The following is a 24,664-nucleotide window of genomic DNA, read 5'->3' as shown; positions in this document are numbered from 1 at the left end:
AGTTTGTTTTTCTTTATACCTTATTATTCAGCCGGCGCTTCATCCTCCTCCTTCAGGGCATCCCCTTCCTCAACAGGTTCTTCATCCTCCTCAGGGAGCTCTCCCTCTTCTTCCTCCTCTTCTGGTGGTAAATCTATTTGAATGGCACCCTCAGATTCCAGCAACTTCTGCCGTAGTGGTACAGCTCTTCCAATAAATTCTCCAAACTCGTTGAATGCCTTCTGATAGGAGAGGGAAACGCCTGTTTGCTGTACTAACTTATCGGTAAAAAGGGTACGCTCGTTTCTCTGAAATATTTTCAGGTTCAGGTTTCCGTTTTCAGTGATGTGGTAAAGAATTGTAAAGTTACCTGCGAAGTCAGGTCCGCCCTGCTCAGAAGCAACGGCTGTTCCATCTTCACCTACGGAGGTGGTACCACCTACCTTTACCTCTACCCGGTCGTCGAAAAAGGAGCGCCCAACCTGCAGATCAACATCTTTGGCCGTAAGGCTGGCATCCTGCCCCTCCATGTTTTGCCTGCTGTCAATATCCACATCTATCGAAACCCCCAGGTAATCCTGCGTGAGGGCATTTAGCTGCTCCGACAGGAAGGCGCTCAGGCTCTGATCTACACGGGAGTTAATGGCTGCCGTGGCCCCTCCTCCTCCGGCACCACCAATAGCGGGTGTATCGCCAATAAATCGATTTAGTACAATAAGCCCGAATACCTGCTTAAAAAGGCGGGTTTCATCCTGCCGAATCTGTGCCAGCTGTTGTTCTACAATGCTACTCATGTTGTAGTCCGATTCGGGCACAACAATGTTGAAGGTAAATTCAGGTTCTTCCAGTGTGCCCAGCATGTTCAGGAGCACATGTACAGGTTCGCGCCTTTTGGCAGCCGCTACTTCTGAACCCGTCATCCCTAAATCTTCGATTAGCGGATAGCGGCTTACCTCTGTTTCGTATATCGCTGTAATGTCCAGTTCGGCATCAAGGGGGTCTCCGTCAAAATCAACCGTACTGCCTTCCTTAATTTCGAAGCTTTTCTGAATCACCTCCAGAAAGCTCAGGTAATAGGCTCCTTCTTCTACCGTATAAGTTCCCTGCAGGTTAAGGCCGGAGAGAGGGTTCATTCTGATGAGAAGTTCTGCCGCACCGGCTACTTCGAGGTAATCGCCCGTATTGGGGTCTACAATAACGGTAAATCTCGAGGCGGGTGTTACTTCAACATTTGCACGCAGGGTAAAGCCTTCCACATCCACCAGGCGTTCTGTATCGCGCAGGGAATCTGGCGGAATGGAGACGGTATCATTTTCCAGGAAGGCATTGCGGTTGACAAAAGTAATATAATCGGGGGTGGCAATGGTTTGTTCTTCGGTGAGTAGAACCAGGCCCAGGTCTGTATTATCGTTTACCTTCAGGTTACCATCTATTACTACTTCTCCGATAGGTCCGGTTGCGCTGAGGCGGGTACTGACAAAGAGAGAACCGAAAATGGGATCCTCCAGTGAGCGAGCCTTGCCTACCAGCTGAAAATTGTCGGCCAGAATTTCCAGGTCCAGGATGTAGTCTGTAAAATACTGGTGATGAATAACTCCTTCTATAACCATTTCTTCCCGGAGGGAGTCGACAATGGTAAAGCGGTCGAAAACGATAGACTCGGCATTGATTTCAATATCTTCGTCGCCAACCTTGTAGCGCACCCCGGTGGCCGCCAGTTGAAGGGCGGCTTCTCTGCCAAAGCTGATAACTCCTTCTACGGCAGGTTCTGCTGCGGTACCCCTTACCATTATTTCGCCTTCGAGGCTGCCGGAAAGGCTTGTAATAAATTCCTGTACGAAGGGCTGCCAGGGGCTAAGCCTCAGCTGGTCAATATTAACATCGAGGGCAACGGCATTCGTACTGTCTTCGATATTATAGTAACCTTCCACCAGCAGCTGGTTGCCCGGGCCTTCCAGCGCAATGTCCATATTCAGGCGGCCGTTGTCCGCTACTTTGTTAATATCGATCGCAAGGTCCCCGGTACGAACGCTGTCGATAAGGATATCTTCCACTACCAGGTTGGCTTCTATGGCCGCCAGCCGGGCTACATCTGTAATGGTAATGATTCCGTCGAGCTCTGCTGCCAGACCGTAGGATTCCATGCCGGCCAGTGTGGCAAAGTCGGCAATTTCAAAATCGTTTATTTCGGTAATGAGCCTTGGTTCAGCGGTGCCGGCACCCTCGGTGTAGATGCTGAGCCTGGCTTCCTCGTGCTGGAGCACAAAGTCATCGACAAAAATATAATCCTCAGCATATTTAAAAATGGCATCGTCGGCCAGAAAATAATCCTGCCCGTACACTGCCAGGTCGGTATTGTCGAGCTCCAGGATAATGGTGTCGCTTACAAAAGTAACGGCGCCGCCTAAAGCCAGGTAAGTGGAGTCGGTAGGGGGTGCAAGGGCAAGATCGAAGTGAACACTATCTTGCTCCCATTGCCCTTCCAGCTGAAATTTGGGTATGTCGATTGCTTCGCCGGCTTGTATAAGCGAGGCATTAACATTATAAGAGAGTACCCGTTCCACGGTAGTGGCTTCAATATCCAGATCTTTTATGAGCAGAGAGTCGTACACAATGCTGGGTGCCTTTAAGTCGAGGTTAAAGGAGCGCCTGTCGTTTTCGAGTGAGGCAGTCATCACCAGCGGAGCGGTAAGCTCGAGCTCCGGCATAAAGGCTTTTAATATTGCCGGCTCATCTTTCATGGCAAACTCCAGCTCAATGGCCTGCTTGGGAGGTATAATGGTTTCATCTATTTTATAGGCAGAGCAGTAGTAGTTAACACACTGGTCGATGGCCAAGGGCAATTCTTCAAATAAATAGTTGCCCGTTACCCTTGCCTCCATAAATTCGGTAAGCAGTTCAATGGAGCGGTCGCCATTGGGCAGCTCTGTGGAGGTAAGCAGCAGGCTATCCATGGTATAAAGGTTAGCGCCCCGTATAATTTCTGTTTCTCTCATGCTCAGCATTCCCCGGATATCATCCAGGGTCTGGCCCTGCACTTTTGTATAGAGCTTGGTCGACAGAATAATACTATCGGCCATCAGGTTTAGCCGCAGCATATTTATCTTATCCAGATCCAGTTCGGCTTCTACCAGCGGCAGGGAATCTTTGAGGTCGGATACTGCTAAAACATCGAACACCAGGAAGGGATCTTCATAGGCGGCGGCTATTGTGAGCAGGCTGTCGATAAATTTCCCTTCCACTGCAAGTCCCTCGTAGGTATAGTTATTGAACTCCAGTTCGCTTACCAGCAGGGAAAGGTTGGGAATATCAAGTGAGCCGTTTTCTTCCTTCACCTTTACCTTGGATTTGAAGGAAACATTGCCAAAGCCGCTGCTGTCGCCCAGAAAGTTGCTAAGGTCGAATTCGGAGGCGCTGAAATTACCGGCCATCACATAGCCGTTTTCAGTTGGCTTTTTATAAAGTATATCGGTTTCAAACGTTCCAAGGCCTGATTTGAGCCTGGCGTCCAGGTCAACATCATCGAGGGTGCCCTCCGCCTGAGCCACAAGCGTAATATTGCCGGCTTTGCTGGCACCGGCAGGAATCATTTCGCCCAGCGACAGGGACTTTAAATAGTCGATGTTGGTAGTAAGCTCCCGGAGATTTACATCGAAGTGCATCTGCTCGAGATTATCTATGTTCTGTGCGGTTGCGGTGGCATTAAGGTATAAGCCTTCCTCCGCTTTTAGCTCGAGCTGGTCTACAACAGCCTCATCGCCTTCTACCGCCATCTCCAGTGTTAAAAGAAGGTCCTGCTCGCGCAGGTTGGGCAGCGTATCAAGGGCATCGGTAAAATAGGCTGCATCTTTCATACTGATGACGGCCTCCTCAATATTGGCCTTCACCTGGAGTTGCGCCAGCATATCGTCGCCCGCTTCCATATCGAAGCCTTCTATGGCTACGGCATCATTTAATTTCGAGTGCTCCGTTACCAGCCGCTCTAAAGTCGCTGCTACCAGCGATTCCTCTATAGAAATATTAAAAGCCACATCCTGCAGCTGAAAGCCACTAAGCTTTTCTGTAAAATGGAGGGTTTCGAGCTGTGCTGTTAAGGTGTCGCCAGCGAGGTAAAAGTCCTCCATCAGGAGGTTCATATCTGCCAGGGCTACGTTTTCAAAGTTAAGGGTGCCTTCTTCTGCTTCTTCGCTGGCTGAGTAGCGAATCTGACTGTCTTCAATGGCAAATGCACCTATGCTGTAGCGGAAACCACTGGGGTTGAGCCATGCGGAGTCAAGTTTAACACCTGCCTGGGTAGCAACAGTATCGATAGGCGGCACTCCGGGAGCGGGATCAAGAGGGTCAGTATCACCGGCAGAGGTGTCTGCAGCACTGGCAACCGCCAGGGGAGCCTGTCGGAAAAGAAGCTCCAGCTCCCTTATTTTTGAATTGTTTATGCGGATGTGGCCCTCTTCCAGACCGAGCGTTTCTATTTCGGTAAGCCAGTAAGGAACCCGGGCCCGTAACTCCGTTTTGGCCGAATCGTCGATAAAGTTAAAGCGTACGTCGACCAGGAGTAACTGTTCCAAATCGAATGTAAAGCCGCCGGAAGCGGTATCTACCGCTGCGGTATCGGGCGTGGCAAAGCTTTCTACTATATACTCATAGTTAAATCGGCTGCTGTCGACATGCTGGTAAAGATTAATGTAGGCATTCTCCAGTACAATTTCATTCAGGATTACACTCTGGTCGAAGAGGGCAAACAGGCCAATGTCGGCCTTCAGGTATTCGGCATATATTAAGGTGTCACCTGCCTGGTCTTCCAGGTAAATATCCTCTATCGTGGCTGTTTCGAAAAATTTAAGGTTAACGGAGCCTACGCTTACTTCCGTTCCCCATTGTTCTTCAAAGCCCTGCGTAACCTGTTTGGTAATGTAAGTTTGAACTGCAGGAACTTGTATCAGGACAATAACCAGCAGTAGCAGGCTAAATATTCCCAGTAGAATATAGGCCAGCACGCGTAGGGGCTTAGGAACCCGGTGCCATATATTTGAATCCTCTGCGATGACAGTTTTTTTAAGTTAGTAATTCGGGCCAGGCAATGCTTACTGATGATCTGCCTATCTTTTACACTACAGCTTTTTCAATGTCTGATGCTGATATGCGAGACAGCGGTTGTTTACATTATTAAGAAGACGTACTAGCATGAGCGTTAAAGCCTGACCTCCTCCTGATTAGAATAACCCTAAAGAGTAAAAAGAGTTACAATAAGTTACCGGAAAGGTAGCTGTTGGAACCGGTATTTCTCCTAACCTGCAGCGGTACATGACTGGGGACATCTTCTTTCAGATATATAAAATAAAATTTAATACGTACATCTTCACTGAACTGTTTCAGCAGAAGGCAGGGTAAACGCCCGAAGAGAGTTCAGGAGGGAGCGGTTACGTAGCTCGAAGGAGACTTTACTGGTCTGCTGCCTTTTTACGGCATACATCATACATACGGTTTGCCAACTGGCGAGGAGAGGTGCCAGACCTTCTAAAACAGTAGCTTTTCTTTTCTCCTGTTCTGCTGCCCGGACCCGGGTTCTCAAACATCCGGATGTCCTGCTACCTCCATGTTAAAGTAATGTTTGCTGCTGTTTTAAAAAAATATCCTTTTTACAGAAGAAAATCTCTTATGGAAATTAAGTATGATTTTTAATGGTTGAACTATAAATATTAAGCTAAAGATGAAAAAGTATTATTTGGCATTCCTGAATGGCAGCTGCATCAGGCGTAGGGAAGGAATAATCCATTTTAAGCATTGTTAAAAATATTTTAATACAATGATTTATTGAATATGTAATGTATAAAAATCCTTCTCTCTATTAGTTTCCGGAAATCCCTCTAGTATTGCAGTAGAAATTTTCTCATCCAAAAACCAAATATCCTTATGAAAAGAATTCTTGCTGTTGCCTTTCTACTGGGCTGTGGAATATTTATGTCCGGCGAGTTACAGGCTCAGGTGCGGAGTAATGTTGTAAAGTTTAATCCGCTTTCACTTGCTGTTGGAACCTTTAACTTCAGCTACGAAAGAGTCCTGAATGATTCTAAAGCCGTGCAGCTTGGTGTATATTTTACCAGCATAGGTACCGATGCTCTTAAGTACAGCGGGTACGGTATTACGCCTGAGTACAGACTGTATTTGTCTGAGTCGAAAGGTGCTCCGGAAGGCTGGCATGTAACTCCGTTCTTACGGTATTCGAGTTTTAACCTTTCAACCTCTGCTGAAGGAATGGAAGAATCTGCCACAATGACTACCTTTGGGGGTGGGGTGGTAGCAGGCCACCAGTGGCTATTCGGCCAGAGCGACCGGGTTACTCTTGATATGTATATAGGTCCGAAATATGACAAAGCCAGTTTCAAATACGAAGGTTCTGCCGGAGAAGAGGACTTTGATTTAAATGGTGGTCTGTCGGGCTTTTGGATTCGCGGCGGTTTAACGCTGGGCGTGGCATTTTAAAAGGATTATTCATGTACCATAGCAAGAGGCTGTCCTGATAAGTAGGGGCAGCCTCTTTTTTTTAACTAAATAAACCCATCAGGTTGTAATCAAACTGCTTTCTGCAAAGAAAACCTGGTAAGGGATTAAGCGGAAAGGGAAGAAGACAGCTAAGCCGGGAAGGCAGCAGGCTAGCGGAAGAATCTTTGGGAGTTCTGTGCCTGTTACAGTAGTGGTAGCGAAAGTAAATAGGAAAAGGAAAGGCTAAGGGTTTAAACCGGGCTAAGCTAAAATTATATTCAGGAATAAGATGCCGCCGGGAGGGCAATAATATTCTGTTATTCGGGGAGACGGAAGAAATTGTAAAGCGTATTTTTTAAATAAGCAAAATTGTTCTGTTGGTACTCCTTTTCTGTTGCTAATATAACCTTCCGGATACCTTTTTTTGCAACTGAAAAATAACACAAATCAATATTAATAAATTGTTACCAAAAAACTTTTGATTTATAAATTTGTTAACGACCTTTCCGGCGAAATTCAGAATCATCAATTTAGTTTTGTTCTCGATTTTCAATGCTAAGAATCAAACAATTAAATTAGAACTAAACCGCTGGAAATGAAAAAAATTTTACTAGCCTGCTTAGCGACCCTTCTATCCATAGCTGCATTTGCGCAAGGATCTATCAGAGGAAAGGTGGTTGATGCGGAAACAGGAGATGAAATCCCTGGTGCTAACGTAGTTTTGAAAGGAACTACAAAAGGAACAATGACTAACCTGGATGGGGTTTTTGTGATTAACAACATCGAACCCGGTACAAGGGAGTTCGTGATTTCATTTGTAGGGTACCTTCCGATTGAGTTTACTTCTGAGGTTGAAGAAGTAGGGGTGACTGAGGTAGGCGTTTTTGAGGTAGAGCCAGAAGCTATCGGCTTGAAAGAAGTTCAGGTAACAGCTGACATTGCCATTGAACGTCAAACTCCAGTAGCAGTGTCCACTATTAGGGGTGAGGAATTGACACAAAAAGTGGGCAACCAGGAGTTTGTTGAGGTTCTAAAAGTAACACCTTCTGTTTATACTACTAAAGGAGCTGGAGGGTTTGGAGACTCGCGAATCAATATCCGGGGTTTTGATATGCGGAATACAGCTGTAATGATTAACGGCGTTCCTGTAAATGATATGGAAAATGGATGGGTTTACTGGTCTAACTGGGCAGGTCTTTCCGATGTAACGAGTGCTATTCAGGTACAAAGAGGGCTTTCAGCGTCAAAGCTTGCTATATCTGCAGTAGGGGGTTCAATTAATATTATTACTAAAGCCACTGAAGCAAGACCCGGTGTGAAGGCGCTGGCAGGTGTTGGTAATGATGGGTACCAGAAGTATGGTGTATCAGCTTCTACAGGCCTTATGGATAATGGCTTTGCTGCCAGTGTTCTTGTTTCCCATACTTTTGGAGATGGCTATATTGATGGAACACAATTTAAAGCATACTCTTACTTTGCCTCTATTGCAAAGCAATTGGGAGAAAGACACTTGTTGCAGTTAACTGCAACAGGCGCTCCACAGTGGCACAACCAGAGAGCAATTAGCGGGTTTGATGAAGATATTAACGGTAACAACTTTACAATTAATTATCTTGACTCTATAGGGCACAGATTTAACCCTCAGTGGGGTTATAAGGATGGGGAGTTTTTTACATTTGAGAGAAACTTCTATCATAAGCCAATTGCTTTCCTGAACCACTACTTTACAGTAAATGATGATCTGGAAATATCCACTACGGCTTATGCATCATGGGGCCGTGGGGGAGGAACAGGAAGTACGGGTAGGTTTGCCAACTATACTTATCCAAATACCGGTGCTTTTAGAGATGAAAATCAGCAAATTGATTTTGATAAAATAGTTGCATTAAACAGCGGCCAGTCAGTTGACGGTATACCGGGTATCCAACCTACCAATGGCCAGCAGTTGGTAAATTCAAGCAATGGAGTAGTTCTTCGTTCTTCTATCAACTCGCATAACTGGTATGGTGTTATTTCATCGGCCAATGCAGACCTTTCGGATGAACTGAAGCTTACTGCAGGCGTGGACCTTCGTACTTATAAAGGACTTCACTATCGTAGGTTACATGACCTGCTTGGAGCAGATGGGTATGTTGAAAGGTATAATGTAAATAATCCGGACCTTATTGTTACTGAGCAAAACGCTGCAGGAGCAATAGTTTCTCTCAAAGATGATGTTCCAATCGCTTATAATAACGATGGGCTAGTACGCTGGGCTGGTTTATTCGGGCAGCTGGAATATATTACTGAGCCTTTTTCTGCTTTTGTTGCCATTTCCGGTTCCAATCAGGCATTTAAGAGAATTGACTACTTCCTTTATCCTATCGGAGAGAATGAATCTGACTGGGAATCTATGTTAGGTGCTAATATAAAAGGTGGTGCCAACTACAACTTCAACGATAAGCATAACGTTTTTGCTAATGCTGGTTATTACTCCCGCCAGCCAACCTTCAATGGTATATTCCTGAATAATACCAATGAGGTAAATCCTGATGCTAAGAATGAAGATGTGGTAGGATTTGAAGCAGGTTACGGTTTCCGCTCAAATCAACTTGCATTTAATCTGAACGCTTACCGCACTGCATGGTCAAACAGGGTTATTTCTCGTGGAGTAAGGCTTGATAACGGAGAGGATGGATCTGCTACTTTTGAGAACATAGCCCAAATACATAAGGGTATCGAGCTGGAAGGTTTTGCCCGTCTTTCCGAAAAGTTCACCATTGACTTTATGGGTTCAGTTGGAGACTGGAGATATGCAGAAACCGTTAATGCCACAGTGTTTAATGAGTCTCTGGTGGCGGTAGACGAACTGACACTCTACCTTGATAATGTGAAGGTTGGTAACGCTGCTCAAACGACCGCAAGCCTTGGTGCCAACTATACTTTCTTTGACCGCCTGAAAGTTTATGCTACTTATTTCTATGCCGCAGATCTCTATGCAGACTTTAATGTTGCAGAAGATGATATTTTCCTTTCAGAAGGAGGACAGGCAGTTAAAGTACCGGCATATGGCTTAGTAGATGCTGGTCTGAATTATTCATTCGAATTTTCAGGTATGGATTTCAGCTGGAGCGCAAACGTAAACAACGTGTTTAATACTGAGTACATTGCTGAACTTTCCACCAACTACCAGGGAGAAGGAGTGGAGATAGGAGATAATCTTGGATACTTTGGTTTTGGAAGAACCTGGAGTACAACTCTCCGGGTTGGGTTTTTAGGCAACTAATAACTGTTTCTTTCTCCTTATTCAGCTAGCAAAGGTGCTGATAATGGAGAACAGAATAACGTAAATATTATTTATCAGCATTGAAGCGATGTGGAGATTCTCTGCATCGCTTTTTTTCTTTCGAACAGCTTAAAGCAGATGATCCATTCTGAATGGATTAAGACCTGAATAGTCAATAAAGGACTTTGTTTATTGAATGTGAATTTGTTTATGTTATTAGTAGATTAGGTTTTTTTACCACCTGTTTTGCTGAAGGGAAATGATTATTCTCTAGCTCACCTGTATAATCCCATCTCCATTCTTTCGTTAAGAAAGCTGTTGGATCTACGGACGAACTAAGTGACAAGTGGTATTAATGTTAGACCATTGGTTTGGTTCCTTTATATTTTTAAGCGAATTTTGCAGGATAATCTGCAGCCATGGCTTTTCCTTATCATTTATAACAAAAAGCAGCAGCCCGGATGAGGCAGAGAGGAACTAACTGCGCCTTACTCCTATTGTGCTTACAGGGCTGGCTTGAGGGAAATATTGCTTTAGCTTCTGTCTTAGAAAATGTACTGTCACAGATAATCAATCATGAATAAGCTTACCAAAAGAATTCTTACCGTTGTTATTATACTGGTAGTGGCCTTTTTAATCATTTATCCGAAGCTGGATTTAGCGGGAAATGAGGGAGAGGAAGTGGCTGCCGCCGCAGCACCGGCCGCCACAGGTCCGCTGCAGGTAGAGGTGGTGGTGGCAGACCCTCAGCCGCTCGAAAATACGGTTACCATTACCGGTAGTATCCTGGCCAATGAAAGTGTGCAGCTCAGTCCTGAAATGGCCGGAAAAATAACCCGCATCAGCTTTGAAGAAGGGGAGTATGTAAAAAAAGGGCAGCCACTGATATACCTTAACGACGATGAGCTTCAGGCACAGCTGGAACGATTGAATTATACCCGTAAGCTGTACGAACAAAGTGAAGAGCGGCAGCGTAAATTGCTTGAGCGGGAGGCGATTAGCCAGGAAGAGTATGATATTGCCCTTAATGAGCTAAAAACCAATGTGGCAGATATTAAAGTGGTGGAAGCCCAACTGGAGAAATCTATTGTAAGAGCTCCGTTTAGCGGAACAATTGGTCTGCGGGAGGTTTCGGAAGGCAGCTATGTTACACCAGCCGACAATATTGCCACCCTGGTGAGTATCGACCCTGTAAAGGTGGAGTTTTCTGTACCGGAACGTTATGCCAATGAGGTAGGTGTCGGTGACCAGATTGCCTTTACCAGGAGTGAAAACTCTGATGTGGTAAGAACAGGAAAAGTATATGCGGTAGAGCCCCGAATCAATACCGAAACACGTACCCTAACCATGAGAGCCCTCAGCGAGAACGATGACCGAAAGTTGTTACCGGGAATGTTTGTACGGATAAAGCTGGTGCTGGATGTAAATGAAAATTCTATTATGGTGCCTGCCCAGGCCCTTATTCCGGAAATGAATGGATACAAAGTGTATGTGGTAGAGGAAGGGAAAGCAGTGGAAAAGCGCGTGGATACAGGCGTTAGAACTTCCAGCCAGGTAGAGGTAACCAGTGGGTTAGTGGCCGGCGATTCGGTATTGACCACGGGTATTTTGCAGGTAAAGAATGGTGCTCCTGTACAAGTAAAGGATGTAGTCCTGAAAAATTAAATCATGGCAAGTTTATCATCAGTAAGTATTAATCGCCCTGTATTGGCCATCGTGTTATCGCTGGTTATTATGCTGTTTGGGGCCATAGGTATTTCCTTCCTCGGCGTAAGGGAGTATCCGAGTGTCGATCCGCCGGTTATTAATGTGCGCACCAGCTATGTAGGTGCCAATGCCGATGTTATAGAAGCGCAGATAACCGAGCCGCTGGAGGAATCTATTAATGGGATTGCAGGCATTAAAACCCTTACCTCTACCAGCGCCGACGGTAGCAGCAATATAAGGGTGGAATTTGAGCTGGGTGCCGATCTGGAAGCAGCTGCCAATGACGTGCGCGATAAAGTGTCGCGGGCGCGCAGGAACCTGCCCGACGATGCCGAACCACCTATCGTTACCAAAGCCGATGCCGATTCTCAGCCAATTGTATTCCTGAACATTAGTAGCGACGAGCGCACCTTGCTGGAGCTGACGGATATCGCTGAAAATATTTTCAAAGAACGCCTCCAGACCATACCCGGGGTAAGTGAAGTACGCATTTGGGGAGAAAGGGAATATGCCATGCGTCTGCAAATGGACCCCTCCCGAATGGCCTCCTATGGTGTTACTCCAATGGATGTAATGAGCAGGCTTACGGCCAATAACGTGGAGCTGCCATCGGGTAAAATTGAAGGTGAAAATATTGAGCTTTCGGTACGTACCCTGGGAAACCTTCAAACGGTAGAGGATTTTAATGATATCATCATCAAGGAATCGGGCGATAATATTGTGCGTTTTCGCGATATAGGGGAGGCCCGGCTTGGAGCACTTAATGAGCGCTCTATTTTAAAACGCGATGGCGTGCCAATGGTGGGAGTGGTGTTAGTGCCGCTGCCAGGTTCAAACAGCATCGAAATTGCTGATGAATTTTACGACCGGCTCGAGGACCTGAAGAATGATGTGCCGGCAGATGTGGAGTTGGCCATTGGCTTTGATAATACGGAGTACATCCGTCAGTCAATATCCGAGGTGCAGGAGACGATTGTTCTGGCCTTTATTCTGGTGGTGCTTATCATCTTCCTCTTTCTGCGCGATTGGCGCACCACGGTAATTCCGGTGGTAACCATTCCTATCTCGCTGATTGGGGTTTTCTTTGTCATGTACCTGGCCGATTTTTCCATCAACATCCTTACCCTGCTGGCTGTGGTACTATCTATTGGTCTTGTTGTGGACGATGCCATTGTGGTGCTGGAGAATATTTACTCGAGGGTGGAAAAGGGCGAGAAGCCCCGGGAGGCTGCCGAAAAAGGCTCCAATGAAATTTTCTTTGCCGTTATTGCCACTACTGTATCACTGGTGGCGGTGTTCCTGCCCGTAATATTTCTGGAGGGAACAACCGGCCGCCTGTTCCGTGAGTTTGGCGTGGCAGTGGCAGGTGCCGTCGTAATTTCGTCTTTCGTGGCCCTTTCCATGACGCCCATGCTCAGCTCACGCCTGCTCAAAAAGCGCGCTAAACCCTCCTGGTTCTACCGAAAAACAGAGCCTTTTTTCGTAAAGCTGAACGACTGGTATGCCGATGCGCTGGATTCTTTTATGAAGGTTCGCTGGCTGGCTTTTGTCGCCATTGTAGTAATGGGCGGCGCAATTTACTGGCTCTTTAATGCCCTGCCCTCAGAACTGGCCCCGGTAGAGGACCGGGGGCAAATACGGGTGAATGCCGTAGGACCCGAGGGGGCCACCTTCAATTATATGGATCCCTACATCGACCACCTGACACACCAGTTCTTAACCGAAATTCCTGAAACGGAATCTACGATTTCAGTTACCTCACCAGGCTGGGGCTCCAACTCTGCCAACTCCGGTTTCGTGAACCTTATTTTAAGTGATGCACAGGACCGGGAGCGCTCGCAGGATGAAATATTCCAGCAGGTAACAGGTATACTAAAAGAATCGACCGCTGCCCGTGCCTTTGCTTCCCAGCCCCAGTCGATTGGTGGCGGTGGCGGAGGTCTTCCAATACAGTATGTGCTGCAGGCACCCACCATTGAAAAACTTAAAGAGGTGCTGCCAGAATTTCTGGAAGAGGTAAATGAAAGCGAAATATTTAGTTTCTCCGATATTAACCTGAAGTTTACCAAACCAGAGCTGCGGGTGGAAATTGACCGGGAGAAGGCCCGTAACCTCGGTATCTCTATCGAGAATATTGCCCGTAGCCTGCAGCTGGCATATGCCGAACAACGCTTCGACTATTTCTACCGAAATGGTAAGCAGTACCAGGTAATAGGCTTGATGCAGCGCGAAGACCGAAGCCGTCCGCTCGATCTTCGTTCGCTCTATGTCCGTACCGAAAGCGGCGCACTGGTGCAGCTCGATAACCTGGTGCGAACCAGTGAGCAGAGTACGCCGCCACAGTTATACCGCTTTAACCGCTATGTAAGTGCCACAGTATCGGCCGGGCTGGCCGGAGACTATAAAATTGGCGATGGTATTGCAGAGATGGACCGGATTGCCGAAGAAGTGCTGAGCGATGAGTATACAACCGACTTAACCGGTGTTTCGGCCGAATTCCGCGATAGCTCTTCGAGCCTCATATTTGCCTTTCTTTTTGCGCTTGTGCTGATATACCTGGTGCTCTCTGCCCAGTTCGAAAGCTTTGTGGATCCGCTCATTATAATGTTTACTGTTCCACTGGCTATTGCAGGTGCTTTAATTTCCCTCTGGTATTTCGACCAGACGCTCAATATTTTCAGCCAGATTGGGATTATTATGCTGATTGGCCTGGTAACCAAGAATGGTATCCTGATTGTGGAGTTCGCCAACCAGCGAAAAGCGCAGGGATTGTCGGTAGATGAGTCTATAACCGGCGCAGCGGTAGCTCGCTTTCGCCCTATCCTGATGACGAGCCTCTCCACTATTCTGGGCATTTTGCCTATTGCGCTTGCCCTGGGGGCAGGCTCAGAGAGCCGGGTGCCAATGGGCATTGCCGTAGTAGGAGGAATGGTGTTTGCAACCGTTTTAACCCTTTTTGTCATTCCGGCCATCTACTCCTATTTAACGAACAAACAAGCACGAGTTGCAAGAACTTAAAAACTGAGATTAGTGAGAAAATTAATCCTATGTCTGGCCTGTATGCTGGGCCTTTCTGAATATGCCTTTTCCCAGCGGGCGCTAACATTAGAGGAGGCCGTTGCTTTAGGCCTGGATAATAATTATGCTATCCGAATCGCAAAGAACCAGCAGGAAATGGCTGAAAACCTCTACCACCCCGGTGAAGCAGGTTTACTTCCTTTTGTAGATGCCAGTGCCGGAAAAAGCTGGAGTGTGCAGGATGTAGAGCAGCAGTTCAGAGATCAGCCCGCGGTAGAGGTGCAGGAAGAAGCGACATCTAACAGCACCAATGCTTCGCTGGAGGCAGGTTACCTGCTTAACCTGGGCTCGTTGTATACCTTTAAGCGCCTGGGTACACTTAGCGAGCTGAGTGAGCTGGAGGCCAAAGTAACCATCGAAAATACGGTTGCCGCCATTACCACTGCCTATTACCGGGTGGTGTTGGAACAGCAGCGGTATTCCAGGTTACAGGAAACCCTGGAACTGTCAGACGAGCGATTGCAAATTTCAAAAGATCGCTACGAGCTTGGCAAAGCTTCTAAGCAGGAATACCTGGCCGCGCAGGTAGATTATAATACAGACTTAAGTGAGCTGATTAACCAGGAAGAAGTCATTGCCGTAGCCCGTATTCAGCTTAACGAACTGCTCGGAAGTGCAGCCGGTGAACCCCTGGTAATAAAGGACACGATATTAATAGAAGATGACCTGGTGCTTGACAACCTTTTGGAAGCTGCGAATTTTAAGAACCCCCTGCTGATGGCTGCCCAGCGCGAAATTAATGTAGCCCATTTACAGATGCGCGAACTGCAGGCAGCGCGCCTGCCACAGCTTAGCCTTTTTGGGGCCTATGGCCGCGATATTTCAGAGTCAGAAGCAGGCTTTATCCTCATTAACCAGCGGACGGGCTTTAATTATGGGCTTACTGCCTCTGTTAATTTATTCAATGGTTTTGTGCTGCGTAACCGAATTCAGAACGCCAGAATTCAGCAGCATAACCAAAAGCTGGAGTATGAAGAACTTCTCCTGGCCCTGGAGAGCGATATAAGTGCCACCTATGCTGCTTACCAGAATAGCCTCCGCCTGTTAGAGGTAGCGCAGTCGAATTACGAGGTAGCCATTGAAAATGCCGATATTGCATTGGAACGATATAAGATGGGTATCACCAGCTCCCTTGAGTTCCGGGAAGCGCAGCAGAATGCATTAGTGGCCGAGTTGCGTTTGATTAATGCGGTTTATACCATTAAGGCTGCAGAAATTGAACTGAAGCGCCTGGCAGGCTCAGTCATGTCGGCTGTTTAGGCGCCACAGGCTGTATCGGAAGAAGCCCGGATGCGCTTCGGACATGGCAAATCAGCCTGGTTTACTTGTAGTAATTCTTCTCTGCAGTTTTTTCTGAAGGCTAAAGGCTTTACAGTGAAAAATCAGCTGGTGAGTTTTTCAATAGTTTCTGCTTTATCCGCACTGGAAACTTTTTGCCTCCGGCCCCTCTGAAAAAAAAAGCTACCGCTCTTATATGGCTGTTAATCAGTGGCATATGGGTCGATTGGGTAGCTGGTGTTCTGATCCACTTCATCGGAAAACAGCAGAGGCTGGAAAAGCCATTTCCGGCCCCTGATGTTAAACCCCAACCTTCTTTTAGTTACTCCGTATACTGCTGTAATTTTTGTCAGCTCTGGCATAATTTTTAACGGTAGAGCTATGTTATATTCTGAGAAGTGAACCATTTTTCAGGATAAGTGTTACCTTTGGTGTCAACCAAAGCCGAAAATTATTATTTATTTATAATTTTTTGCATATTGCTAACATCAGAATGATAAATATGCTTCTGATTGGTTACTTAAAATAACCAGAAAGCATTACTGCAGAACCGGCATATTAATTATGGTACTGAAAACGATTATTTTTTACAGGCAACAGATATCCCAAACGTTCAGGAAGATGTTTTTCTTGGGAAGTTTGTTACTTCCTGTGCTGGGGTGCCGGCCTTCAGGTTCGGAAGCGAATAAAGAGCAGCAGGCAGATTTATTAGGGCTGAGCTTTCTGGAAGAACCGGTAAAGCTGGATCTGGAAGAAATAAAAGAACGGGGGCGTTTAATTGCCATAGTCGATAACAGCTCTACCAGTTATTTCATCTACAAAGGCCAGCCAATGGGCTATGAGTATGAACTCCTCAGCCGCCTGGCCGATAACCTTAAAGTTGACCTGGAAATTATTATTACCTCCGATATTGAGGAGGCTTTCGCGAAACTTAACAGAGGCGAAGGCGATATTATCGCTCATAACCTAACGGTAACCAAAGAGCGACAGGAGCATATAGACTTTACCCTTCACCACAACGAAGTGCGACAGGTGCTGGTACAGCGGAAGCCGAAGAACTGGCGCAAAATGAAACTGCACCAGATTGAAGAATCCCTTATTCGGAACCCGCTGGAACTGGGAAATAAAACAGTTTATGTACGGAAAGCTTCTGCATTTTATAACCGCCTGCAGCACTTATCAGCCGAAATTGGAGAAGATATTAATATAGTGGAAGATACAGGCGATGCAGAAACGGAAGAAATGATCCGGAAAGTAGCCAACGGAGAAATTGACTATACCGTTGCCGATGAAGATGTGGCCCTCCTGAATGCTGCCTACTATCCTAACCTCGACGTGGAAACTGCCATTAGCTTTCCTCAGAAAATTGCCTGGGGAGTGCGCAAGAGCTCTCCTGAACTCCTGAAGGCGATTAATAGCTGGATTAGGGAGATGCGGAAGGAAACAGATTACTACGTGATCTATAATAAGTACTTCAAGAACCGGAGCGGGATGCGCCGCCTTGCCAGCAGCAGTTACTCTTCCATTAACGGAAACCAGATTTCCCCTTACGATACTTTTATAAAAGAAGCGGCAGCCGATATTGGGTGGGACTGGCGTTTAATGGCCGCCATTATTTACCAGGAGTCCAAGTTTAATCCTGAAGCGGAAAGCTGGATGGGTGCTACAGGCCTTATGCAGCTTATGCCCGAAACAGCCGAGATTTTCGGAGCAGAAGATCCGCTCAATCCACGCCAGAACATCAGGGCCGGTGCCAGTTACCTGAAGTGGCTGGACGACTTCTGGACCGATGAAATACAGGACCCTGAGGAGCGGAAAAAGTTTGTACTGGCTTCTTATAATGTTGGGCAGGGCCACGTACTGGATGCCCGCCGGCTGGCAGTAAAATATGGTAAAGATCCGCAGGTTTGGGAAGATAATGTGGAATACTTCCTTGAGCGGAAGGCTACCCCTAAATACTACACCGATGAGGTGGTGAAATATGGCTACTGCCGGGGCAGTGAACCCGTAAAATATGTAAATTCCATTATGCGCCGGACCGAGCGTTATAAGCAGCTCATTCAGGAAAGCCCGGGCGAAATACTCGCGAAAGCCACTAATTAAGCCTGGGGAAAAAAGTCTGCCGTTATTTTGGCAGAAAGCAGGCAGAGCGGTATGCCCCCTCCGGGATGGACACTCCCTCCACAGAAGTAAAGGTTCTGGATACGGCCGCTCTTATTGGCATGCCGTAAAAAAGCGGCGTAACGGCTGTTGCTGCTGTTCCCATACAAAGCTCCACGGGCCGAAGAGGTCTTTGATTCAATCAGGCGCGGGTCCAGCACCTGCTCGTAAATGATGTGAGACTCTACGGCTACCCCCAGCTGCCGGCTCAATTTGGCAATTATCCATTCTCTTGCCTGTTTTATTAACTTATCCCAGTCCTGTCCGCTGTTATTGGGTACATTTATCATGGTAAACCAGTTCTCACAGCCCTCCGGAGCATCGGAAGGCTTATATTTGGAGCTGATGTTGAGGTAGACAGTTGGATCGTGGTAAATCGCCTCCTTCTGAAAAATATGGGCAAACTCCTCCCGGTAATCTTCGCTAAAGAAAATATTGTGCAAGTCCAGCTCCGGGAACTGCCGGTTTATGCCCCAGTAAAAAATAAGGGCAGAGCTGCTTTTAGGCTGGCTAAGCAGCCGTCTGGGTGCTTTTTGGGAAGGGAGGAGCCTATGGTAGGTGCTTACCATATCTGCATTGCTGATAAGAGAATCAAACCTCAGAACTTCTCCTTTTAGCTGGAGCCCTATTGCTCTTTTATCTTCCACCACTATTTTCTCCACCGGGCTGTTCAGGTGAAACTGTACGCCTAAACGTTTAGCCAGTTCATACAGGCTCCTGCTTATGCTGTACATCCCCCCTTCAGGAAAATAAGCGCCCAGTCCCATTTCAAGGTAAGGAATGATATTAAGGGTGCCCGGTGCCTCATAAGGGTTAGAGCCATTGTAGGTGGCGTAGCGGTTAAAAAGTTGTACAGCTTTCTGGTTTTGCAGCAACTGTTCATTGGCCTTATTCATGCTGCGTAAAAAGTCCATCCGGTGCAGGTTTCCATAGGCCTTCAGAGAATCTCGGTTCAGGAAGGTTTTCCAGGAGTGCAGGGAGCGGCGCATAAAGAGGGGGTTGAGCAAATCGTACAACATTTTGCTGTTGCTGTAGGCTTTCAGTACCCGCTCACGGTCGGCCCCTGTCTTGGCCTGCAGCTCATCGGCAAAACGTTCCGGCTCGGCAAAAGCTTCTATCGTGGTTCCATCCTCATAAAAATACTTACATGATACCGGCAGCCGCCGATAACGAAAATGGGCTTCCGGAGCCTCACCGGCCAGGCGAAAGAGGGCATCTACCTCCTCGGGCAGGGTAAAAAGGGAAGGACCGGCATCGAATCGAAAGCCACTTTCCTGTATTTCAGAAAGTTTGCCACCCACGTAAGGGTTCGCTTCAAACACCTGAACCCGATAGCCTCTGCATGCCAGCCGGATGGAAAGAGCCATACCTGCAATGCCTGCGCCGATGATTCCGGCTGTTGGAGCTGCCTTTTTCATTAAAAAAATTAAATTAAAAAGTAAAAAAGTTAATTTTCATGGAAAGTGTTACATTAATTGCTGGCTAATTGTTAAAATTCCTACCTTGAGTAGAATTCTACTTTGTGTCAATTGCATGTCCATGCCTGAAGCAATCATCCTTAACCTTTACGAAAAATATAAGAAAAACCGCCGTACTTCTTTTAATCAGGAGCAGTTTACCTCTTTTCTGGCCTTTTTTCCTGCTTTACTTATGGCGGCTTCGGATGGTATAGTGGACCGGGAGGAATGGGACTACTGCCGAAAGCTGGCTTTTGGTTTAGGCGATTCTTTTCGCGAAACCGACGATCCGGAGCAGCATGAAGCACTGACCCAGGCTTACCGGAAGGAATTTGCCTACCTCCTTAGCCATCTTTCTGCCTGGGAAGAGGAGTTCCTTCAGGCGCTGGAGTGCTTTTTCTGGAATTATCCATATGCCAAAAAGTTTGTTACCCAAACAGCTTATCTGTTTGCCGATGCCTCCAATGGTATAAGCGTTGAGGAGCACAATAAGATGGCTTACCTCTGTCGCCGCCTGCAGCTCGATGTTGCCGACCTTCAGGCCTTCGACGAATTGTTGTAGTAAAATGTTGCCGGCTTTTTACTGTTCCTTTTCCAGCTGTTCTACAATACCTTCGAAATTCAGCGACTGCCAGTTCTCTTCAATATCCGGCTGCTGCATTACCTTTTCCATTATTTCTGCCTGCTTCAGTCCCTTCTCCTGTGCTTCGGAATAGCGCATGTCGGAGAAAGTTACCATGCTGTAAAGAGGTATCCATCGATCCGGGTAAAGTTCGTGCAGCCTGGCTTCAATTTTCTTTCGCAGTAAAAACTTAGGGTCGGCCACCAGGTCGCGCATTTCAATAAAGTTGGCCATGGCCAGCTCGGAGATGGCGTCATTATCAGGTTTTCGGACTTCTTCATAGGCCTTTAATACCGACTCCCAATTGGCATTGTGCTGGTCGAGCAGCTCGGTAAAAATGCGTACATCTTCAAAGCCGGCATTCATGCCCTGTCCGTAGAAAGGTACCATGGCATGGCAGGCATCTCCTACCAGCATGGCCCGGTGGTGGCGGGTCCAGGGGTAGCAGTTAATGGTAACAAGCGAGGCAGCAGGATTTTCCTGAAACTCATGTACGAGATCCGGCATAAGCGGAACGGCATCCGGAAACTGCTCTTTAAAGAAAGTGGTAATTTCTTCTTCGCTCTCCATTGTTTCGAAAGACTGTCGGCCCTCAAAGGGCAGAAAGAGGGTGCAGGTAAAGGTTTTATTAGCATTAGGCAGGGCGATGAGCATAAACTCTCTACGCGGCCATATATGCAGCGCATGCGGCTCCAGCGCCCAGCTACCATCGGCTTTAGCCGGTATGGTGAGCTCCTTATAGCCCCAGTCGAGGTAAAACTGACTGAAGTTATAACGATCGGTTCGCTGCATGGCTTTACGCACTGCAGAAAAGGCGCCATCGGCTCCTATAATCAGGTCGGAGTCGGCCTGCACCTCACTCAGCTCCTCGGCGGTAACCGTAAAGTAGGTAATGCCATGCTTTAGATCAACAAAGGTACATTTATGTCCAAAGTTCAGCTTTACGCCACTTTTATCTGCAATATCGAGCAAGAGCTGATTAAGGCGGCCACGCGAAACCGAAAAGATAGACTGCCCTTCTTTTCCGTAAGGCTGAAAGCTGAGCTGCCCTTCTTTACTGTGCATCATGCGGCCGTGCATCGGCACTACATGCTCCCGAACAATATCGGCGATACCCAGCGCTTCCATGGCTTTCCATCCACGGTTGCTTACTGCCAGGTTAATGGAGCGACCTTCTTTGAGCTTTAGCTTTCTGATATCGCCCCTTTGCTCATAAAGGTTTACATTAAAGCCTTTCCTGGCCATATAAATGGCCATGAGCGTTCCTACCAGTCCGGCTCCCAGAACCGTTATATCTCCTTTGTATTTTTTAGAAAAATCAATCATGAATTGAAGGCCCTCAGCAGGGCTTTTAATATATGCTACTGCTCTTTAATGGCCTTTTTCAGAAGCTGGGCAAACTGAAAAACATCGGTGAAGGTATTGTACAGCGGAGTAGGCGCAACACGAATAACGTTTGGTTCGCGCCAGTCGCCCACTACTCCGGCCTGGCTGATTTGCTCGAAGAGCTGCTTTCCGTTCTTTTCCACGAAGAGCGATAGCTGACAACCCCGCTCTTCGGGTTGCGATGGGGTAATAATCTGGAGGCGGTTGGCTTTGCTGCTTACCTCTTCGCGTATCAGGTACTCCAGATAGCCGGTTAACTGAATGCTTTTTTGCCGTAAATTATCCATGCCTGCCTGCTCAAATATTTCGAGGGAAGCGCGCTGTGCTGCCAGCGGTAGTATATTGCCGTTGCTGAGTTGCCACCCATCTGCTCCATACATGGGTTTAAAGCCTTTCTGCATCAGGAAGCGTTCTTTTTCATCATGCCCCCACCAGCCGGCAAAACGCGGAAGCTCTGCCTGATTGGCATAGCGCTCATGTACAAAAATACCGCTATTGCTGCCGGGGCCGCTGTTCAAATATTTGTAGCTACACCAGGCGGCAAAGTCTACTCCCCAGTCGTGGAGCTGCAGGGGCACGTTGCCGGCTGCATGGGCCAGGTCAAAACCTACTTTCGCTCCGGCAGCCTGCCCTGCTTTGGTGATTGCTGCCATGTCGAAAACCTGTCCGGTGTAGTACTGCAGGCCGGCAAAAAGCACAAGGGCCAGCTCGTCCTGGTGCTGCTCAATGGCCGCCAGTATATCCTCCGTGCGCAGAGTTTGCTCCCCTTCGCGGGGAAATACCTCTACAATGGCCTCTTCGGGCGTATACCCCCTGAACTTTACCTGCGATTCGACAGCATACTGGTCGGAGGGGAAAGCACCGCCCTCCATTAATACCTTATATCTTTTAGTGGTAGGCTGGTAAAAGCTTACCATTAAGAAATGAAGGTTGGAGCTGAGGTTATTCATCACCACCACCTCTTCGGGCTTAGCCCCTACAATGCGTGCCAGAGGTTCTTTTAACAGTCTGTGGTAATGTAACCAGGGCTCAGGAGCATGGAAATGGCCATCTACTGCATAAGTGGCCCATTTTTCCAGTTCTCTGTCAAGGTAGCTGCGGGTGTTTTTTGGCTGGAGGCCCAGTGAATTGCCACAAAAATAAATAGCCTCTCCACCGGACTTAGCCGGAGGGATTATAAACTGTTCGCGGAATTGTCTGAGCGGGTCCCGGGCATCCTGTTCCCGTGCATATGCTTGATTAGACTGGTACTGATTTATCATGTTTTAGCTCCTGCAGTCAGGGTTTAGCAGAATTTTTTTAGCACCATACTTGTTGTGGTAGGCTTCAATTGCGCAAGCAGGTGAATTTATGCTTAAAAAGAGGTTGTGTATTTATTTACTTTCAGGTTTTTCCATATAGTGGCCACAGTTGCTGCAGCTGCGGTTTTCTTTGCTATCCCAGAAATGCTCCATAATGGGAGGTAGCTGGCTAACGATATCAGTGACATAGGCATATTCTTCGTACAGCTTATTTCCGCAGTTTTCGCAGAACCACATAAAGCCATCTTCCTGCCCTTCTTCGCGATAGCGTTCCATGACAAGCCCTACCGAATTTGCCGGCCGTTGTGGCGAATGGGGCACCCCACCAGGCAGTAGAAAAATATCACCTTGCTTGATGGAGATATCTACCGGCTTCCCATCTTCAATAATCTTCAGAACGATATCTCCTTCCAGCTGGTAGTAAAACTCCTCAGTAGCATTATAATGATAGTCTTTACGCGCATTGGGGCCACCCACCACCATCACGATAAAATCATCATTGCCTTTGTACACCTGCTGGTTGCCCACCGGAGGCTTTAACAGGTGGCGATGCTCCTCTATCCAGTTCTTAAAGTTAAAAGGTCGTTGAATTGGCATAAAATTCGTTTTCCTGGTTCATTATGCGTGTTTAGCGGCTGAAATGTAAAGCTGAAGAAAGCGCCAGCTATATCCTTTATCATCTGTAATGTCTGTCTTTCCTGTCCTCTTACATTCCGGTGTGCCTTTACGAGGCCCAATTTACAAATTAAATCATCAATACGGAAAATTAGCCTGTAGTGCTTCTCAAACCAATAGTTTGTATATCAGCTTTGTTTAGTAAATTGGGCTGCAACTACAAGTGTGCGCTTGTTTTGCCAATAAAACTGTGCGGGGCTGCTAAATTTTGGCCTGGTTGTTTATTTGAATAATTTAAAATTACTGTTTATGAGATCTACTAAAAAATTTCCTGTATTTGACCTCCACTGCGATTTACTATCCTACCTGCAAAGTGCGCCCGGAGCAGATCCGGCAGGTGTAAATGATATTGGTGCTTCGCTTTTTTACCTGCAGAATGGCGGAGTGCAGTTACAGGTAATGGCCATATATTCTGATGTGCGGAAAGGGAGTACGGAGGGCGCAAGAGCCCAGGCTCAGGTGTATAAAAACCTGTTGAGTGATTATGCCGATTATTTAGTGCCTGTTTCGGATGCGCAGAGCGTGCAGGGATTAGTCCACAGCGAAAAAGTGGGCATGGTGGCTGCCATTGAAAATGCAGCGGGCTTTTGCGAGGAGGACGAGCCCCTGGAGAAGGGTTTTGAAAAGCTTGAGGAGATCATCAATACTACCGGTCCTATTCTTTACATAGGCATTACCCATCATACAGAGAACCGTTTTGGCGGAGGTAATTTTAGTGAGGCTGGCTTAAAACCCGATGGTGAAGCTTTGCTTGAGTACCTTGATGGAAGAAAAATCGCCATCGATCTTTCTCATACCAGCGATGCGCTGGCAGAAGGCATCTTTAACTATACAGCCAAACATGGGCTTGAAGTGCCGATTATTGCCAGTCACTCTAATTTTAGATCTGTAATGGAGCATAAACGAAATCTGCCCGATGAGTTTGTGCAGGAGATTATTGCACGCAAAGGCCTGATTGGTATGAACTTCCTGCGGGCATATGTAAATAATGAACGCCCGGAGGCCCTGGAGGAGCATATTCGCTATGGAATTGAAAAAGGAGCAGGTGATGTGTTATGCTTTGGGGCAGACTTCTTTTACACGAAAGATCATCCGGATAAAAGCCGGATTCCTTTCTATTTCCAGGAACACGAAAATGCCACTAAATATGCCGGAATATTAGAACGTCTGGGAGCTGAAGGAATGGACGAGGAGCAGCTTCGGAAAATATCCTATGAAAATGCCCAGTCTTTTATGATACGTTTGTGGGAGTAGGAAAATATTCCTCTCCTGC

At 47.0% G+C, this 24,664-nt stretch carries 15 protein-coding genes; 8 read left to right on the top strand and 7 right to left on the bottom strand.

The annotated features are described in order from the left end of the window. Positions 1-23: 23 nt before the first annotated feature. Together F752_RS0105170 and F752_RS0105165 are read right to left on the bottom strand one after the other, a co-directional pair. On the bottom strand, positions 24-5,006 hold the full coding sequence (locus F752_RS0105170; RefSeq protein WP_456093666.1) for a translocation/assembly module TamB domain-containing protein: 4,983 nt from the start codon (positions 5,004-5,006) through the stop codon (positions 24-26). 332 nt (positions 5,007-5,338) lie between these two features. After that, on the bottom strand, positions 5,339-5,551 hold the full coding sequence (locus F752_RS0105165; protein WP_017730668.1) for a hypothetical protein: 213 nt from the start codon (positions 5,549-5,551) through the stop codon (positions 5,339-5,341). A 341-nt stretch (positions 5,552-5,892) separates the two neighbouring features. Between F752_RS0105165 and F752_RS0105155 the strand changes: the two genes are divergently transcribed. The 5 genes from F752_RS0105155 (at position 5,893) to F752_RS0105120 (ending at position 15,772) form a co-directional block, all read left to right on the top strand. Next, on the top strand, positions 5,893-6,462 hold the full coding sequence (locus F752_RS0105155; protein ID WP_017730666.1) for a DUF3575 domain-containing protein: 570 nt from the start codon (positions 5,893-5,895) through the stop codon (positions 6,460-6,462). A 595-nt stretch (positions 6,463-7,057) separates the two neighbouring features. After that, positions 7,058-9,727, top strand: coding sequence for a TonB-dependent receptor (locus tag F752_RS0105140; protein WP_017730663.1), 2,670 nt, complete (start codon positions 7,058-7,060; stop codon positions 9,725-9,727). A 576-nt stretch (positions 9,728-10,303) separates the two neighbouring features. Continuing rightward, a complete protein-coding gene (locus tag F752_RS0105130; protein ID WP_017730661.1) occupies positions 10,304-11,392 on the top strand; it encodes an efflux RND transporter periplasmic adaptor subunit in 1,089 nt (362 codons plus the stop codon). A gap of 3 nt (positions 11,393-11,395) precedes the next feature. After that, positions 11,396-14,452 (top strand): efflux RND transporter permease subunit, encoded by a 3,057-nt coding sequence (locus F752_RS0105125; RefSeq protein ID WP_017730660.1) that lies wholly within the window; start codon positions 11,396-11,398, stop codon positions 14,450-14,452. A 12-nt stretch (positions 14,453-14,464) separates the two neighbouring features. Further along, positions 14,465-15,772 carry a TolC family protein gene (locus tag F752_RS0105120; protein ID WP_026135532.1) on the top strand — a complete coding sequence of 436 codons (1,308 nt, stop codon included), beginning with the start codon at positions 14,465-14,467 and terminating at the stop codon, positions 15,770-15,772. Between the two features lie 221 nt (positions 15,773-15,993). On the opposite strand, the gene F752_RS26200 is transcribed toward F752_RS0105120, so the two are convergent. Further along, a complete protein-coding gene (locus F752_RS26200) occupies positions 15,994-16,152 on the bottom strand; it encodes a hypothetical protein (protein ID WP_017730657.1) in 159 nt (52 codons plus the stop codon). Positions 16,153-16,411: 259 nt separating this feature from the next. Between F752_RS26200 and F752_RS0105105 the strand changes: the two genes are divergently transcribed. Next, positions 16,412-17,893 carry an MltF family protein gene (locus F752_RS0105105; RefSeq protein ID WP_017730656.1) on the top strand — a complete coding sequence of 494 codons (1,482 nt, stop codon included), beginning with the start codon at positions 16,412-16,414 and terminating at the stop codon, positions 17,891-17,893. Here F752_RS0105105 and crtD read toward each other — a convergent pair. Beyond that, positions 17,890-19,368, bottom strand: coding sequence for a 1-hydroxycarotenoid 3,4-desaturase CrtD (gene crtD, locus F752_RS0105100; RefSeq protein WP_017730655.1), 1,479 nt, complete (start codon positions 19,366-19,368; stop codon positions 17,890-17,892). The two genes, F752_RS0105105 and crtD, sit on opposite strands and share 4 nt — an antisense overlap. A 121-nt stretch (positions 19,369-19,489) precedes the next feature. Between crtD and F752_RS23515 the strand changes: the two genes are divergently transcribed. Beyond that, positions 19,490-19,969: a hypothetical protein gene (locus F752_RS23515; protein WP_236613980.1), complete on the top strand. Its 480-nt coding sequence runs from the start codon at positions 19,490-19,492 to the stop codon at positions 19,967-19,969. Positions 19,970-19,987: 18 nt separating this feature from the next. On the opposite strand, the gene F752_RS0105090 is transcribed toward F752_RS23515, so the two are convergent. The 3 genes from F752_RS0105090 to F752_RS0105080 form a co-directional block, all read right to left on the bottom strand. Beyond that, positions 19,988-21,355 (bottom strand): FAD-dependent oxidoreductase, encoded by a 1,368-nt coding sequence (locus tag F752_RS0105090; RefSeq protein ID WP_017730653.1) that lies wholly within the window; start codon positions 21,353-21,355, stop codon positions 19,988-19,990. 35 nt (positions 21,356-21,390) lie between these two features. Then, entirely contained in the window at positions 21,391-22,677 is a 1,287-nt protein-coding gene (kynU, locus tag F752_RS0105085) for a kynureninase (protein ID WP_017730652.1), read from the bottom strand. 111 nt (positions 22,678-22,788) lie between these two features. Further along, positions 22,789-23,313 (bottom strand): 3-hydroxyanthranilate 3,4-dioxygenase, encoded by a 525-nt coding sequence (locus F752_RS0105080; RefSeq protein WP_017730651.1) that lies wholly within the window; start codon positions 23,311-23,313, stop codon positions 22,789-22,791. Positions 23,314-23,640: 327 nt separating this feature from the next. On the opposite strand from F752_RS0105080, the gene F752_RS0105075 reads away from it, so the two are divergent. Then, entirely contained in the window at positions 23,641-24,645 is a 1,005-nt protein-coding gene (locus tag F752_RS0105075; RefSeq protein ID WP_017730650.1) for a dipeptidase, read from the top strand. Positions 24,646-24,664 lie beyond the last annotated feature (19 nt).

The organism is Nafulsella turpanensis ZLM-10 (assembly GCF_000346615.1).
GTDB lineage: Bacteria > Bacteroidota > Bacteroidia > Cytophagales > Cyclobacteriaceae > Nafulsella > Nafulsella turpanensis.
The sequence above is the reverse complement of the archived record's forward strand: the minus strand, read 5'-3'. Positions and strand labels throughout refer to the sequence as shown.

Bases quoted from the DNA above. Each gene is read 5' to 3' on its own strand.
- F752_RS0105155 (WP_017730666.1), top strand. From the start codon at position 5,893: ATGAAAAGAATTCTTGCTGTTGCCTTTCTACTGGGCTGTGGAATATTT.
- F752_RS0105140 (WP_017730663.1), top strand. From the start codon at position 7,058: ATGAAAAAAATTTTACTAGCCTGCTTAGCGACCCTTCTATCCATAGCT.
- F752_RS0105130 (WP_017730661.1), top strand. From the start codon at position 10,304: ATGAATAAGCTTACCAAAAGAATTCTTACCGTTGTTATTATACTGGTA.
- F752_RS0105125 (WP_017730660.1), top strand. From the start codon at position 11,396: ATGGCAAGTTTATCATCAGTAAGTATTAATCGCCCTGTATTGGCCATC.
- F752_RS26200 (WP_017730657.1), bottom strand. From the start codon at position 16,152: ATGCCAGAGCTGACAAAAATTACAGCAGTATACGGAGTAACTAAAAGA.
- F752_RS0105105 (WP_017730656.1), top strand. From the start codon at position 16,412: ATGTTTTTCTTGGGAAGTTTGTTACTTCCTGTGCTGGGGTGCCGGCCT.
- crtD (WP_017730655.1), bottom strand. From the start codon at position 19,368: ATGAAAAAGGCAGCTCCAACAGCCGGAATCATCGGCGCAGGCATTGCA.
- F752_RS23515 (WP_236613980.1), top strand. From the start codon at position 19,490: ATGCCTGAAGCAATCATCCTTAACCTTTACGAAAAATATAAGAAAAAC.
- F752_RS0105090 (WP_017730653.1), bottom strand. From the start codon at position 21,355: ATGATTGATTTTTCTAAAAAATACAAAGGAGATATAACGGTTCTGGGA.
- kynU (WP_017730652.1), bottom strand. From the start codon at position 22,677: ATGATAAATCAGTACCAGTCTAATCAAGCATATGCACGGGAACAGGAT.
- F752_RS0105080 (WP_017730651.1), bottom strand. From the start codon at position 23,313: ATGCCAATTCAACGACCTTTTAACTTTAAGAACTGGATAGAGGAGCAT.
- F752_RS0105075 (WP_017730650.1), top strand. From the start codon at position 23,641: ATGAGATCTACTAAAAAATTTCCTGTATTTGACCTCCACTGCGATTTA.